This window comes from Streptacidiphilus sp. PAMC 29251 (genome assembly GCF_054208735.2).
The window spans coordinates 7,824,825-7,838,699 of record NZ_CM135725.2 but is presented as its reverse complement, the minus strand read 5'-3'; the positions used below and the strand labels follow the sequence as shown (position 1 = coordinate 7,838,699).

Annotated in this window: 14 protein-coding genes; 4 read left to right on the top strand and 10 right to left on the bottom strand. The window is 72.6% G+C overall.

The window, feature by feature from the left end; all coding sequences use genetic code 11:
- Positions 1-17 precede the first annotated feature (17 nt).
- Entirely contained in the window at positions 18-665 is a 648-nt protein-coding gene (locus ACXKR8_RS37100) for an NUDIX domain-containing protein (protein WP_458268933.1), read from the bottom strand.
- Between the two features lie 102 nt (positions 666-767).
- Positions 768-2,426 (bottom strand): CTP synthase, encoded by a 1,659-nt coding sequence (locus ACXKR8_RS37095; RefSeq protein ID WP_462099978.1) that lies wholly within the window; start codon positions 2,424-2,426, stop codon positions 768-770.
- A 423-nt stretch (positions 2,427-2,849) separates the two neighbouring features.
- Here ACXKR8_RS37095 and ACXKR8_RS37090 point away from each other — a divergent pair, with 423 nt between their 5' ends.
- From ACXKR8_RS37090 to ACXKR8_RS37080, 3 genes are all read left to right on the top strand, one after another.
- Positions 2,850-4,775, top strand: coding sequence for a glycoside hydrolase family 15 protein (locus ACXKR8_RS37090; RefSeq protein ID WP_458268931.1), 1,926 nt, complete (start codon positions 2,850-2,852; stop codon positions 4,773-4,775).
- A gap of 62 nt (positions 4,776-4,837) precedes the next feature.
- Positions 4,838-5,053 carry a DUF6243 family protein gene (locus tag ACXKR8_RS37085; RefSeq protein WP_458268930.1) on the top strand — a complete coding sequence of 72 codons (216 nt, stop codon included), beginning with the start codon at positions 4,838-4,840 and terminating at the stop codon, positions 5,051-5,053.
- A gap of 75 nt (positions 5,054-5,128) precedes the next feature.
- Positions 5,129-5,812, top strand: a complete 684-nt coding sequence (locus ACXKR8_RS37080; protein WP_458268929.1) for an HAD-IA family hydrolase — start codon at positions 5,129-5,131, stop codon at positions 5,810-5,812.
- Between the two features lie 59 nt (positions 5,813-5,871).
- Here the strand turns inward: ACXKR8_RS37080 and ACXKR8_RS37075 are convergent, their stop codons facing one another.
- The 6 genes from ACXKR8_RS37075 to ACXKR8_RS37050 form a co-directional block, all read right to left on the bottom strand.
- A complete protein-coding gene (locus ACXKR8_RS37075; protein WP_458268928.1) occupies positions 5,872-7,011 on the bottom strand; it encodes a glycosyltransferase family 4 protein in 1,140 nt (379 codons plus the stop codon).
- A gap of 116 nt (positions 7,012-7,127) precedes the next feature.
- Complete coding sequence (recN, locus tag ACXKR8_RS37070) at positions 7,128-8,855, bottom strand: DNA repair protein RecN (RefSeq protein ID WP_458268927.1); 1,728 nt, start codon at positions 8,853-8,855, stop codon at positions 7,128-7,130.
- A gap of 195 nt (positions 8,856-9,050) precedes the next feature.
- A complete protein-coding gene (locus tag ACXKR8_RS37065; protein ID WP_458268926.1) occupies positions 9,051-9,947 on the bottom strand; it encodes an NAD kinase in 897 nt (298 codons plus the stop codon).
- An 88-nt stretch (positions 9,948-10,035) separates the two neighbouring features.
- A complete protein-coding gene (locus ACXKR8_RS37060) occupies positions 10,036-10,848 on the bottom strand; it encodes a TlyA family RNA methyltransferase (protein WP_458268925.1) in 813 nt (270 codons plus the stop codon).
- 20 nt (positions 10,849-10,868) lie between these two features.
- Positions 10,869-11,045, bottom strand: a complete 177-nt coding sequence (locus ACXKR8_RS37055) for a hypothetical protein (protein WP_458268924.1) — start codon at positions 11,043-11,045, stop codon at positions 10,869-10,871.
- Positions 11,038-11,883 carry a hypothetical protein gene (locus ACXKR8_RS37050; RefSeq protein WP_458268923.1) on the bottom strand — a complete coding sequence of 282 codons (846 nt, stop codon included), beginning with the start codon at positions 11,881-11,883 and terminating at the stop codon, positions 11,038-11,040. The genes ACXKR8_RS37055 and ACXKR8_RS37050 overlap by 8 nt, the downstream gene beginning before the upstream one ends.
- A 113-nt stretch (positions 11,884-11,996) precedes the next feature.
- Between ACXKR8_RS37050 and ACXKR8_RS37045 the strand changes: the two genes are divergently transcribed.
- Positions 11,997-12,344, top strand: a complete 348-nt coding sequence (locus ACXKR8_RS37045; protein ID WP_458268922.1) for a sterol-binding protein — start codon at positions 11,997-11,999, stop codon at positions 12,342-12,344.
- Positions 12,345-12,383: 39 nt separating this feature from the next.
- Here the strand turns inward: ACXKR8_RS37045 and ACXKR8_RS37040 are convergent, their stop codons facing one another.
- Together ACXKR8_RS37040 and ACXKR8_RS37035 are read right to left on the bottom strand one after the other, a co-directional pair.
- On the bottom strand, positions 12,384-13,391 hold the full coding sequence (locus tag ACXKR8_RS37040) for an HAD-IIA family hydrolase (protein ID WP_458268921.1): 1,008 nt from the start codon (positions 13,389-13,391) through the stop codon (positions 12,384-12,386).
- Positions 13,392-13,402: 11 nt separating this feature from the next.
- Entirely contained in the window at positions 13,403-13,867 is a 465-nt protein-coding gene (locus ACXKR8_RS37035; protein ID WP_458268920.1) for a tetratricopeptide repeat protein, read from the bottom strand.
- Positions 13,868-13,875: the final 8 nt, after the last annotated feature.

Genomic DNA, 13,875 nt, shown 5'->3' with positions numbered 1-13,875 from the left:
CCCCGGTCACCCGCAACTCACTCGAACGGACGCGCGGGCCAGGGGGCGTCGGCCGGTCGCAGGCCGACCAGGCCGGCGTCCCCGTACACATCGCTGTCCAGGGCGACCTTCGCCGCCATCACCGAGGCCACCAGCGCGCCGTTGTGCAGCTCCCCGGCCAGCACCAGCCGGACCAGCTCGTCCAGGTCGACCCGGTCGATCTGCAGGTCCAGCTCCTCGTGCTCGGCCTGGAACCGGTCGCCGTCGGCCTCGGCCAGATCCTGCGCCAGGAAGATCCGCAGCGCCTCGGAGGAGCCGCCGGGCGAGCTGTAGAAGTCGATCAGCACCCGCCAGTCCCCCGCCTTGGCGTGCGCCTCCTCGTAGAACTCCCGCTGCGCGGCGTGCAGCGGGTTCTCGCCGGGGACGTCCAGCAGCCCCGCCGGGAGCTCCCACAACCGGTGCCGCACCGGGTGCCGGTACTGCCGCACCAGCAGCACCCGCCGCTGCTCGTCCAGCGCGAGCACGCCGACCGCGCCGGGGTGCCGCTGAAAGTCACGGGCGGCGGTGGCCCCGTCCGGCATCACCACCTCCTCGGTGAGGATGTCCCACACCCTCCCGTGGAACGACGTCCGCGAGGACGTCACCGGCCACTCCTCCGGACTGTCCACAACCGCTTCCCGCCGCATCCCAAGCCTCCACGTCGCCGTGCTCAAGTTCAGTGCTCAGCCATGCAACCACGTGGGGGCGCGGGGAACTGCGCAAACAGCCACCCGCGCCGGCCCGAGCGCCTACTCCGACGCCGCGGAAGGCCCCTGCCGCCGCACCGCCGCGGCCACCAGCCCCGCGAACAGCGGATGCGGCCGCGTCGGCCGGGACTTCAGTTCCGGATGCGCCTGCGTCGCCACCAGGTACGGATGCACCTCGCGCGGGTACTCCACGTACTCCACCAGGTCCCCCTTCGGGGAGAGCCCGGAGAACACCAGCCCGGTCTTCTCGAGCTCGCTGCGGTACGAGTTGTTGACCTCGTAGCGGTGGCGGTGCCGCTCCTCGACGTACGGCTCGCCGCCGTACACCTCGCGGACGATCGAGCCCTCGGCCAGCTTCGCCGGGTAGAGCCCGAGCCGCATGGTGCCGCCCAGGTCGCCCTTGCCGTCGACGATCTCCAGCTGCTCGGCCATGGTCGAGATCACCGGGTGCTGCGCCGCCGAGTCGAACTCGGTGGAGTTGGCCTCGGGCAGCCCGGCCAGGTTGCGCGCGGCCTCGATGACCACGCACTGCAGGCCCAGGCACAGGCCCAGCAGCGGGATCTTCTTCTCCCGGCCGTAGGTGATCGCGGCGACCTTGCCGTCCACGCCCCGGTCGCCGAAGCCGCCGGGGATGCAGATCGCGTCCACGTCGCCGAGCTGCTCCTCGGCGCCGGCCGGGGTCTTGCAGTCGTCGGAGGTGACCCACTTGATCTCGACCTTGGCCCGGTTGGCGAAGCCGCCGGCCCGCAGCGCCTCGGTCACCGAGAGGTAGGCGTCCGGCAGGTCGATGTACTTGCCGACCAGCGCGACCTTCACGGTGTGCTCGGGCTCGTGCACCCGGCGCAGCAGGTCGTCCCAGACGGTCCAGTCCACGTCCCGGAAGGCCAGCCCGAGCCGGCGGACGACGTAGGCGTCCAGGCCCTCGGAGTGCAGCACCTTGGGGATGTCGTAGATCGACTTGGCGTCGATCGCGGCGACCACGGCCTCCTCGTCCACGTCGCACATCAGCGAGATCTTGCGCTTGATGGCCTGCGGGACCTCGCGGTCGGCCCGCAGCACGATCGCGTCCGGCTGGATGCCGATGCTGCGCAGCGCGGACACCGAGTGCTGGGTCGGCTTGGTCTTGAGCTCGCCGGACGGGCCGATGTAGGGGAGCAGCGAGACGTGCACGAAGAAGACGTTGTCCCGGCCGACCTCGTGCCGGACCTGGCGGACGGCCTCCAGGAAGGGCAGCGACTCGATGTCGCCGACGGTGCCGCCGACCTCGGTGATCACCACGTCCACGTCGTCGGTCGCCATCCGGCGGATCCTGGACTTGATCTCGTTGGTGATGTGCGGGATGACCTGCACCGTGTCGCCCAGGTACTCGCCGCGGCGCTCCTTGGCGATGACGGTCGAGTACACCTGCCCGGTGGTGACGTTCGCCGAGCCGTGCAGGTTGGTGTCGAGGAACCGCTCGTAGTGGCCGATGTCCAGGTCGGTCTCGGCGCCGTCGTCGGTGACGAAGACCTCACCGTGCTGGAACGGGTTCATGGTGCCGGGGTCGACGTTGAGGTACGGGTCCAGCTTCTGCATGGTCACCCGCAGCCCACGCGCCTTCAGCAGGGCCCCGAGGCTGGAGGCGGTGAGCCCCTTGCCGAGCGAGGAGGCGACGCCCCCGGTGACGAAGAGGTGCTTGGTCGTCGTGTTGTTCCGGTTCACACCGGAATGGGGCTGTGCCAAGAGGGGGCTCCCGTGGTTGCGTTTTCACAGGTGTCGGCCGGACCCTGCGCACCCCCGGCGTGCTGACGCGGGGGTGGGTTGGCGGCGGTGCCTAGCACCAGTCCACGGGGTACCAGCCTATCAGTCACTCGGCGTGATCGTGCTCCCGCCGCTGCTCGGCGGCGCGCCACGATCACGGAGTTCCCACCCACCCGGTGGGACGTCGTATCCTGCACGGACGCGTTCCCCTATCAGGGGGCGCACAGGTCCCCGGCGCATCACAGCACCTGACGGATCGGCGGAAGACCGCCGGAGGACACGACTCCTCCGCGAGCAGACTCCCCCACACTCCCCGCACTCCCTCCCCGCACTTTCCCCGCACCGGCGACGCCGTGTTGTTCATCGCGCGAACTGGAGATCCACATGGCCGCCCGCATCGAGGACTACGCACTCATCGGCGACATGCAGACGGCCGCCCTGGTCAGCCGGGACGGTTCGGTCGACTGGCTGTGCCTGCCCCGGTTCGACTCCCCGGCCGTCTTCGCCGGGCTGCTCGGCACCGACGAGCACGGGTTCTGGCGGATCGGCCCGGCCGACCCCGTCCCCGAGAAGCCGCCGGTCCCACCGAAGCCGGCCCCCACCGGCTTCGACAGCACCGGCGAGTTCCGGGCCCTGCCGCCCACCGCCGCCGCCCCGGCCCAGCCGGCCACCCGGCGCCGCTACCGGGGCGACTCGCTGATCCTGGAGCAGGAGTGGGACACCCCGCGCGGGACGGTCCGGGTGATCGACTTCATGCCCCCGCGCGGACTGCCCGAGCGCGGCGCGGTGCCGCAGATGATCCGCATCGTCGAGGGCGTCAGCGGCCGGGTCCGGATGCGCTCGGCGCTGCGGATGCGCTTCTCCTACGGCCGGATCGTGCCCTGGGTGCACAAGGTCGAGGACCCGGCGAACCCGGAGAACGTCCGCACCGTCGCCGTCGCCGGACCCGACTCGGTCTGGCTGGACGGCGAGGCCGAGACCTACGGCCGCAACCTCACCACCTACGCCGACTTCACCGTCCAGGCCGGGCAGCGGATCGCCTTCGCGCTCACCTGGCAGCCCTCCCACCTCGGCCCGCCGGACCAGCCGGACGCCGAGGAGGCGCTGACCACCACCGAGGAGTTCTGGCTGGACTGGGCCTCCCAGTGCACCTACCAGGGCCCCTACCGGGAGGCCGTGGTCCGCTCGCTGATCACCCTGAAGGGCCTCACCTACGCCCCGACCGGCGGCATCGTCGCGGCCCCCACCACCTCGCTGCCGGAGGACATCGGCGGCGTGCGCAACTGGGACTACCGCTTCACCTGGCTCCGCGACGCCACCATCACCCTCTCCTCGCTGCTCCGCACCGGCTACCGGGACGAGGCCCGCGCCTGGCGCGAGTGGCTGCTGCGGGCGGTGGCCGGCGACCCGGAGAACCTGCAGATCATGTACGGGATCGCGGGCGAGCGCGAGCTCACCGAGGCCACCCTGGACTGGCTCCCCGGCTATGAGAACTCCGGCCCGGTCCGGATCGGCAACGGCGCCGCCGAACAGCTCCAGCTGGACGTCTACGGCGAGGTGGTCGAGGCGCTGCACCTGGCCCACATGACCGGCCTGGCCCGCAACGACCACGCCTTCCTGCTGCAGCTGCGGCTGATCGGCTACCTGGAGCAGCACTGGCGCGACCCGGACGAGGGCATCTGGGAGGTGCGCGGCCCGCGCCGGCACTTCGTCCACTCCAAGGTGATGGCCTGGGTCGCGGTGGACCGCACCATCCGCATGATCGAGGAGACCCCGCACGAGGGCCCGCTGGAGCGCTGGCGGCAACTGCGCGACGACATCCACGAGGACGTCTGCGAGAACGGCTTCGACCCGGAGCGCAACACCTTCACCCAGTCCTACGGCTCCAAGGAGCTGGACGCCTCGCTGCTGCTGATCCCGCAGGTGGGCTTCCTTCCGCCGGACGACAAGCGGGTGATCGGCACCATCGAGGCGATCCAGCGCGAGCTGCTCACCCCCGACGGCTTCGTGCTGCGCTACCCGACCAGCGGCGGCGAGGAGGGCCTGGACGGCCTGCCCGGCGACGAGGGCGCGTTCCTGGCCTGCTCGTTCTGGCTGGCCGACGACCTGGCGATGATCGGCCGGGTGGCCGAGGCCCGGCAGCTGTTCGAGAAGCTGCTGTCGATCCGCAATGACGTCGGCCTGCTGGCCGAGGAGTGGGACCCCCGGCTCAAGCGCCAGGTCGGCAACTTCCCGCAGGCCTTCAGCCACGTCCCGCTGATCGACACCGCCCTGCGCCTCAACGCCTGCGGCGGCCTCCCGGGCCTGTAGGTCCGTGCCCGTCCCGCACCGATGAATCCACAGATCACTTCACGTCACTACCGGGAGAACCCGTGACCGACAGCAAGAACATCAACAACCCCGTGGGCATGGGCGGCGGCCAGCGGAAGAGGCTGTCCCGCGCCGAACGGCAGAACAACGGTCCGCACCGCAACCTCGACCGCCAGAGTGCCGTCGACCAGAAGGCGGAACTGGTGCGCAAGATGCGCGAGAAGGCAGCCGCAGCCGAGGGCCCCGAGCAGACGGACGACGACGCCGTACAGAGCTGACCCACCGCCGCCTCCACGGAGTCGCGGGTCCTTTGTATGATTGAGGAACAAACCTCGGTCCATCCAAGGAGACACATGCCCGTCACCGTCACCCCGACAGCCGCTGTCAGCACGCTGACCGGCCGCGCCCTGCTGCTCGACATGGACGGCACCCTGGTCGACTCGGGCCCCGCGGTGGAACGGGTCTGGCACGCCTGGGCCCGGGAGCACGGCCTGGACTGCGACCAGGTGATGTCGGTCGTGCACGGCCGCCAGGGCTTCGCCAGCATGGCGATCCTGCTGCCGGACCGCCCGATGGAGCAGAACCTCGAAGAGAACGCCCGGATGCTGGTCCAGGAGACGGTCGACACCGAAGGCGTCACCGCGATCGGCGGCGCCGCGGCCTTCCTGGCCTCACTCGGCGGCCTCCCGCACGCCCTGGTCACCTCGGCCGACGACGCCCTGGCCCGGGCCCGGATGGACGCCGCGGACCTGCCGCTGCCGCCGGTGGCGGTCACCGCCGAGCACGTCACCCTGAGCAAGCCCGACCCCGAGGGCTTCCTGCTGGGCGCCTCGCTGCTGGGCGTGGCCGCCGCGGACTGCATCGTGTTCGAGGACTCCGAGGCAGGAGTCGCCGCAGGGCTCGCCGCCGGCATGCAGGTCATCGGCGTCGGCGCAGCCACGGCTGGCTACGGCGCGACAGTCTCCGTGGACTCCCTGGAACAGGTCACCGTAGTCGCCGAGGCCAACGGCACCCTCACCGTCACCGTCACTCCCTAGCCCGGTACTGCCTCAGGGGCGCGAGGAACTGCGCGAAAAACCACCGCGCAACCCGCGCCTCACCGCTCCCCCGTCAGTTCGTCGTACACACTCAACACCTGAGCCACCGTCGCCGCCTCATCAGGCCAGGTCAAAGCCTGCTGCTGCCCCGCCGCAGCCAACTCGCCGCGCCGACCGCCGTCGGCCAGCAGCCCGGACACCGCCGCGGCCAGTGCCGTCGGATCCCCCGGAGGGACCAGCACTGCCGCGTCCCCGACCAGCTCGGGAAGCCCCCCGACCGCGGTGGCGACCAGCGGCACCCCGGCCCGCAGCGCCTCCTGGGCGACCAGCGACCGCGCCTCCCAGCGTGAGGGGATCACCACCAGGTCGGCCGCGGCCAGCAGTTCCACCACATCGGCGCGCTGCCCCAGCAGCTTCACCCGCAGCTTCTCCGACTTGATCCGGGCCCGCAGCGCCCCCTGCTCGGGCCCCTCGCCGGCGATCAGCAGCAGCGGCTCCTCGCCGCCGCGCCAGCCGGAGGCCGCGTCCAGCAGCAGGTGGAAGTTCTTCTGCGGCACCAGCCGGCCCACCGCGAGCACCACCGGCCGGTCGGCCCGCTCCCGGCTGCCGAGCAGTGCCTTGCGGATCTCCTCGCGGCTGCGCTCCGGGACCGGGACCGGCAGCGGCGGGGCCGCGACCGGGCCGAGTCTGGCGTCGGCGGCGCCGAGGTCGCGGGCCCGGGTGACCAGGTCCGAGGAGGCGCCGAGGACCAGGTCGGCCGACTTGGCGACCCTGCGCTCCATCAGCCGCAGCAGCCTGCGCTCCACCCCGGTCGCCAGGTTGGCGTGGTGCGAGGTGACCACCAGCGGGGTGCCCGCCCGGGCGGTGCGCAGCGCCAGGTCGGACAGCAGCGCCGCCCGCAGCCCGTGCGCGTGCACCAGCGAGGCGCGGGCGAAGGCCCGGCGCAGCTCGCCGACCGCCGCCGCGTCGGTGCGCGGTCCCGGGGTCGGGGTGATCTCGACCGGGTGGAACCGGGCGCCGGAGGCCGAGAAGCCGAACATCTCGTCGGTCTCGGCCGGTCCGCAGACGGTGACCTCGAGTCCGTGCGCGCTCAGTCCCTGGGCCAGCGACCGGACATGCGCGCCGATGCCGCCGGAACTGCCCGCCAGAACGAGGACGGCGTGCAGTTCTCCGGTAGGGGCTGCCGAGGTGTGCTCCACGGTCCGGTTCGTCTCCCCTGCAGTGGTGGGTGGGCTGGCGCGGCACAACAATGCCAGCTCGGGCCCGGTCTTGGACAGTCGGCAGCAGCCCCGGTGACTCCTCGGACCGGGGCTGCTCACCCGTTCGGCGGCGCCACCGTCCGTGCGGCCGCCAGCAGTTCCTCCGCGTGGGCCCGGCCCAGCTCCGAGTCCTCCAGGCCGGCCAGCATCCGGGACAGCTCTCTGACCCGCTCTGCGTCACTCAGCGTGGTCACCCCGCTGCGGGTGACCGTCCCGTCGACGGTCTTCTCCACCACCAGGTGCCGGTCGGCGAACGCGGCGACCTGGGGCAGATGGGTGACAACGATCACCTGCGAGGTCCGGGCGAGCCGGGCCAGCCTGCGGCCGACCTCGACCGCGGCCTTGCCGCCGACGCCGGCGTCCACCTCGTCGAAGAGATACGTCGGCACCGGGTCCGCCCCGGCGAAGACCACCTCGACCGCGAGCATCACCCGGGACAGCTCGCCGCCGGACGCGCCCTTGGCGATCGGACGGGGCGGCGCGCCGGGGTGCGGGGCGAGCAGCACCTCGACCTCGTCGATGCCGTACGGGCCGAAGTCGGCGGCGGGGGTGATCCCGAAGCTGACCCGGGCGTGCGGCATGGCCAGCTCGGTCAGTTCGGCGGTGACGGCCTTGGCGAAGTCCTCGGCGGCGGCCTGCCGGGCCTCGGTGAGCTGCGCGGCAAGTGCGGACACCGCTCCGTGAAGAGAGTCCTGCTCTTCTTCGAGAGCACTGATCGTGTCGTCGTCGCCGTCCAGCTCGGTCAGTCGGAGAGCTGCGCTCTCGGCCCAGTCCAGCACCTCGTCAAGGCCGCCGTCCGGGCTGCCGTACTTGCGCACCAGGTGCGCCAGCACCGCCCGCCGTTCCTCCACCGAGGCCAGCCGCGCCGGGTCGGCGTCCAGGTCGTCCGCGTACCCGGCCAGATCCCCGCCGATGTCGGAGAGCAGATAGCCGACCTCGCCGAGCCGGTCGGCCAGCGCCGCCAGCCGCTGGTCGTGCCCGCGTACCGACTCCAGCGCCCGCCGGGCCTGCGCCAGCAGCGTGCCGGCGTCCAGCGCGTCCTGGTCGGACGGGTCGCCCGCCAGCGCGCCGTGCGCCAGGTTCGCGGCCGAGGACAGCGCGTCGGCGTGCCCGAGCCGCTCGGACTCGGCAGCCAGCTCCAGGTCCTCGTGGGCGACCGGCTCGGCCGCGGCCACCTCGTCCAGGCCGAACCGCAGCAGATCGGCCTCCTGGGCCCGCTCCCTGGCCCGGGTGGTCAGCTCCTCCAGCCGGGCGCTGACCTCGCGCAGCCGGCGGAAGGCCGCCTGGTACTCGGTCAGCGGCTCGGCCACGGTGTCCCCGGCATAGCGGTCCAGCGCGCCGCGCTGCTTGCCCGGCTGCAGCAGCCGCTGCTGGTCGGTCTGGCCGTGCACCGCGATCAGGTCCTCGCCCAGGGTCGCCAGCAGGCTCACCGGGACTGAGCGGCCCCCGACGTGCGCCCGTGAGCGCCCCTCGGCGGAGACCGTACGGCTGATCAGCAGGGCGCCGTCGTCCAGCTCGGCCCCGGCGTCCAGGGCCCGCTGCGCGGCGGGCGAGCCCTCGGCGAAGGCCACCCGGCCCTCGACCACGGCCCGCTCGGCCCCGGTCCGCACCAAGGCCGGATCGGCCCGGCCGCCCAGCAGCAGTCCCAGGCTGGTCACCACCATGGTCTTGCCCGCCCCGGTCTCACCGGTCACCACCGTGAACCCGGGCGACAGCTCGACCACGGCGTCCTCGATCACGCCGAGTGCGCGTATCCGCATCTCTTCGAGGCGGGGCCGTTTCATGCCGTTGACCTGCACCGTTTCCTCTCGGCGAGTGCTCACTAGCCCCTCTGGCCCCTCTGGGGAAATATGCGGGGAGCTGTGGCTCCCCAGTCGAGTCGGTCCTTCGATCGGTCCTGCTTGGGACTGAGCGTAGTGCTCCGCCGCGCCGCACGGCGAAGCCGACCGGCCACACCGCCGATCGCGCCCGCGAAGCGGTCAGCGCTGCGCCGCGCCGCGCCAGCCGGTGACCGGCAGCGCGAATTTGGCGACCAGCCGGTCGGTGAACGGCGCCCGGTGCAACCGGGCCAGCCGCACCGGGATGGCGCCCCTGCGGACCTCCACCCGGGCCCCCGGCGGCAGTTCCACGGTCCGCCGTCCGTCGCACCAGAGCACCCCGTGCGGGGTCCTGGCCTGGACCTCGACCGCGAGCACCGAGTCCGGGGAGGTCACCAGCGGCTTGGCGAACAGCGCGTGGGCGCTGATCGGCACCATCAGCAGCGCCTCCACCTCCGGCCAGACCACCGGTCCTCCGGCCGAGAAGGCATAGGCCGTCGACCCGGTCGGGGTGGCGCAGACCACCCCGTCGCAGCCGAAGGTGGACACCGGACGGCCGTCCACCTCGGTGACGACCTCGATCATGCGTTCGCGTGATGCCTTCTCCACCGACGCCTCGTTCAACGCCCAGTCGCGGTGCACGATCCGGCCGTCCGTTCGAACGACGACATCGAGGGTCATCCGCTCCTCGACCTCGTAGTCGCTGTCCACCACCCGGTCCACGACCGTCTGCAGATCCTCGCGCTCGGCCTCGGCCAGGAAGCCCACCCGGCCCAGGTTCACCCCGAGCATCGGCACCCCGGACTCCCGCGAGATCTCGGCGCCGCGCAGCAGCGTTCCGTCGCCCCCCAGCACCAGGATCAGCTCGCAGCCCACCGCCGCGCCCGGGCCGGTCGGCACCGCCTCCACCCCGATCGGAAACCCCATGTCGGGCTCCTCCGAGGCCAGCACCCGAAGCCGGATCCCCGCCTCCAGCAAGCCCTCGACCAGCCGTTCTACGCTCTGCAGGGCCTCCTCGCGGCCGGTGTGCGCGAGCAGGAAGACCGTACGGTCACTCATCTGTTCCTCCAGCGCGTGCCGGGACACCCTCGGCCCGGTCGGTGCTCACTGTGTGCAGTTCCCCGACCTTACCGGCTGCCACCCCCGGCTACTGCGGCCCTTCGGCTACCGCCCGCCGAGCCTCGGCCGGGTCCAGCGGCTCGGCGTCGCGCCGGAACCAGAGGAAGTACTCCACGTTCCCGGACGGACCCGGCAGCGGGCTGGCGACCACCCCGCGCACGCCCAGACCCAGCGCCGCGCCCTGCCCGGCGACCTTCTCCACCATCTCCTGCCGCAGCTGCGCGCTGCGGACCACCCCGCCGCTGCCGAGCCGCTCCTTGCCCACCTCGAACTGCGGCTTCACCATCAGCACCAGGTCGCCGTCCGGCGCGGTGCAGCCGACCAGCGCGGGCAGCACCAGGCCCAGCGGAATGAACGACAGATCGCTCACCACCAGGTCCACCGGCACCCCGCCGATCTGCTCCAGCGTCAGCTCGCGGACGTTCGTCCGGTCCAGCACGGTCACCCGGTCGTCGCTCTGCAGCGACCAGGCCAGCTGCCCGTAGCCGACGTCCACGGCGAGCACCCGGTCGACCCCGGCCCGCAGCAGCACATCGGTGAACCCGCCGGTGGACGCGCCCGCGTCCAGGCAGCGCCGCCGCTCCAGCGCGAGGCCCGCCGGGACGAACGCCGCCAGCGCGCCGGCCAGCTTGTGGCCGCCGCGGGAGACGTAGTCGGGGTCGTTGTCGTCCTTGGCGACGACCACCGCCGCCGCGGTCTCCACCTGGGTGGCCGGCTTGGTCGCCGTCGCCCCGCCCACGCTGACCCGTCCGGCGGCGATCAGCTCACTGGCGTGCTCCCGGGACCGGGCGAGGTTCCGACGGACCAGCTCTGCGTCCAGACGGCGTCGTGCGACTGCCACGTGCGGTTCAGCTCCTCTGTTTACACAAGGCCCGGACGCGGTGCGTCCAGTGCGCTCAGGGTGTCACGCAGCACCTGGTGCACGCCCTCGTACACCTCCGCATGCGCCTCGACCGGGACCCCGCCCAACTCACCGAGCCGAGCCAGGGCCCCGTCCACGGCCCCGTGCCCGGTCTCCAGCAGCACCGGCTCACTCATCCCCGGCCCCGGCCTTCCCGGACTGAGCCTTCTTCGCCGTGCTCTTCTTGGCAGGGGCCTGCTTGGCGGGAACCTTCTTGACCACGGTCTTCCTGGCCGGAGCCTGCCCGGCAACAGCCTTGTCCGCGGCCGTCTTCTTGGCCGCGACCGGCTTCGCGGGGGCCTTCTTCACCGCGGCCTGCTTCACCGAAGCCGGCGCGGTAACCGGCTCGGCCGCAGTCTTCCGGGCCGGAGCCGCCTTCGGCACCGCGGTCTTCTTCGCAGGGGCTCGCTTCGCGGTGGTCTTCTTGGCCGGAGCCACCACCGGCTCGACCGGCTCCGCCGCAGGCGCCCGTCGCTCGGCGGCCTTCTTCATCCCCGGGACCGCCGCCCGGCGCCGCGCCGCCGCCGCGGCCAGCTCGGGGTCCACCGGGTCCTCGTCCACGACGACCCGCACCGGCCGCGCCGCCGCCGAGCGCTTCCGGGAGGACGCCGGGAACGCCCGCTCGGCCCGCGCCGAAGTAGGCGCCGCACCAGGCCCCGCAGCCCCCTCCGCCGCGGAAGCGTCGTCCTCGGCGACCGGCACGCTCACCGCGCCCCCCTGCAACTGCCGGACCTGCTGCTCCAGGAACTCCAGCACCACGCCGATCTGCACCACGCCGTCGCCCAACCGGCTCCACACCTTGTCCGCCTCGGTGCGGACCGCGCCGGCCACCTCGACCACCGCCTGCTGCACCGGTTCCGGCACCCGCTTGCGCAGCTCCCCCTCGGCACGCTTCTGTGCCTCCTCGACCACTACCACAACCCCGCCCGCGGCCTCCGCCGCGACCTTGAGGCAGTCACGCAACACGTCGCGCATACAGGTCTCCCTCTCTCACGCTCAGTCTCTCACTCACACGCACTGCGGTACCGTCTGGCAAGGTCGTCACCACCACACCACGACACCCCAGCACAACGGGAGTACAGCGCACCATGGCCAACCCCGCCGAGTGCCGCGCGGCACTGGAGCAGCTCAGCCGGAACCTCGGCAAGGCCGAGGGCAACGTCCGCTCAGCGGCCGCCCTGGACCGCTCGCTGACCTGCTGGATCACCGATCTCGACATCACCTTCTCGGGACGGCTCCAGGGCGGCAGCATCACCGGCCTGACCGAAAGCCCGGGCCGGCCCGCCGAGAAGGCGCAGATCGGACTGTCGATGACCGGCGACGACCTGGTCGCCCTGGTCGGCGGCAAGCTCAACTTCGCCTCCGCCTGGGCCACCGGCCGGGTCAAGCTGGAGGCAGGCATCCGCGACCTGCTCCAGCTCCGCAAGCTCCTCTGACGTCCGAAGTCCCAGGGAAGTCCGAAAGCTGAAAGATCCTCAGAGCGCCAACGCGGCCAGCGCCTCACGCCACTTCGGCGTCGTTCCCCCATCCGCGTCAGCCGCCGCCCAGGCGGCGGCACACAGCGCCCGCAGCCCGTCGTAGGGGTCGTCCCCGCGCTCCTCGGCCAGGCTCAGCGCGCCGTCGGCCACGGTCACCGTCCAGCCGCCGCAGCTGTACGCGCCGCCGTCCCCGGCCACCAGCTCCGGCTGCACCCGCAGCAGCCCGCGCAGGTCGGCGGCCAGGTAGGTGGGCCGGTACTTCGCCGGGGCCTCCGGCAGCTCCTCGGGTCGGCTCACCCCGGTGAACACCAGCAGGCTGTCCACGCCCCCGTTGAACGCCCCCTCGATGTCGGTGTCCAGCCGGTCCCCGACCACCAGCGGATGCTTCGCCCCGGTCCTGAGGATGGTCTCCCGGTGCATCGGCGGCAGCGGCTTCCCGGCCACCTCGGGCTCCACGCCGGTCGCCGTGCGGACCGCGGCGACCAGCGTGCCGTTGCCGGGCGCGGTGCCCCGCGCGGTGGGGATGGTCAGATCGGTGTTGGAGGCCACCCAGGGCAGCCCCTTCGCCACCGCGTAGGAGGCCTCGGCCAGCTGCTGCCAGCCCACGGTGGCGTCGTAGCCCTGCACCACCGCCGCCGGGTCGTCGTCCAGCGAGCGCACCGGCTCCAGCCCGCGCTCGCGCACCGCCTCGATCAGGCCCTCGCCGCCGATGACCAGCACCTTGGCGCCCTCGGGCACCTTGCCGGCCACCACCCGGGCCGCCGCCTGGGCCGAGGTGATCACGTCGTCCGGCTCAGCGGGCACCCCCAGCTCGCTCAGATGGGCGGCCACGGCCTTGGGCGTGCGCGAGGCGTTGTTGGTGACATAGGCGAGCCGCATGCCCGCCTCCCGTGCCTCGGCCAGGGACTCCACCGCGTGCTCGATCGCCCGGGGCCCCGCGTACACCACCCCGTCCAGGTCCAGCAGGGCGGTGTCGTAGATCCGGTGCAGCGGCTGCTCAGGCATCTGGGTTCTTCCTACTCGTCCGGTGGTTCGTCCTGCCCGACGTTATCGAATCCGACGTTGTCGAATCCCCCGGCCCGGGCCTTCAGCGTCGCCCTGGTCTGCTTCAGCGCCGCCCGGTAGTGCGCGATCTCGGGACGCATCGCCACCGCCAGCGCCAGATGCACCGCCGACTCCTCGAAGTCCCTGATCCGGGCCGCCGCCAGGCCCCAGCCGAACTGTGCGTAGTCATTGGCCGGGTCCGCCCCCGCCAGCTCCCGGAAGCTCTCCAGCGCCGCCGGGTAGGCCCCCGCGTCGAACTGCGCCCGCGCCAGCGCCTCCCTGATCGCCGTCGACCCCGGCTCGGCCTCCGCCGCCCGGGTCAGCAACTGCTCCGCCGCCCCCGGATGCCCGGTCTCCAGCAGCGCGCTCCCGCGCCGGAACCAGTCGTACACATCACCGGCCGGAGCACCCTCGCCACTGCGTGCCCGCTCCCTCATCGCGGCTC

Excerpts from the sequence above, each read along its gene's own strand:
- ACXKR8_RS37035 (WP_458268920.1), bottom strand. The coding sequence starts at position 13,867 with ATGAGGGAGCGGGCACGCAGTGGCGAGGGTGCTCCGGCCGGTGATGTG.
- ACXKR8_RS37100 (WP_458268933.1), bottom strand. The coding sequence starts at position 665 with ATGCGGCGGGAAGCGGTTGTGGACAGTCCGGAGGAGTGGCCGGTGACG.
- recN (WP_458268927.1), bottom strand. The coding sequence starts at position 8,855 with ATGAAACGGCCCCGCCTCGAAGAGATGCGGATACGCGCACTCGGCGTG.
- ACXKR8_RS37050 (WP_458268923.1), bottom strand. The coding sequence starts at position 11,883 with ATGCGCGACGTGTTGCGTGACTGCCTCAAGGTCGCGGCGGAGGCCGCG.
- ACXKR8_RS37055 (WP_458268924.1), bottom strand. The coding sequence starts at position 11,045 with ATGAGTGAGCCGGTGCTGCTGGAGACCGGGCACGGGGCCGTGGACGGG.
- ACXKR8_RS37065 (WP_458268926.1), bottom strand. The coding sequence starts at position 9,947 with ATGAGTGACCGTACGGTCTTCCTGCTCGCGCACACCGGCCGCGAGGAG.
- ACXKR8_RS37090 (WP_458268931.1), top strand. The coding sequence starts at position 2,850 with ATGGCCGCCCGCATCGAGGACTACGCACTCATCGGCGACATGCAGACG.
- ACXKR8_RS37045 (WP_458268922.1), top strand. The coding sequence starts at position 11,997 with ATGGCCAACCCCGCCGAGTGCCGCGCGGCACTGGAGCAGCTCAGCCGG.
- ACXKR8_RS37080 (WP_458268929.1), top strand. The coding sequence starts at position 5,129 with ATGCCCGTCACCGTCACCCCGACAGCCGCTGTCAGCACGCTGACCGGC.
- ACXKR8_RS37040 (WP_458268921.1), bottom strand. The coding sequence starts at position 13,391 with ATGCCTGAGCAGCCGCTGCACCGGATCTACGACACCGCCCTGCTGGAC.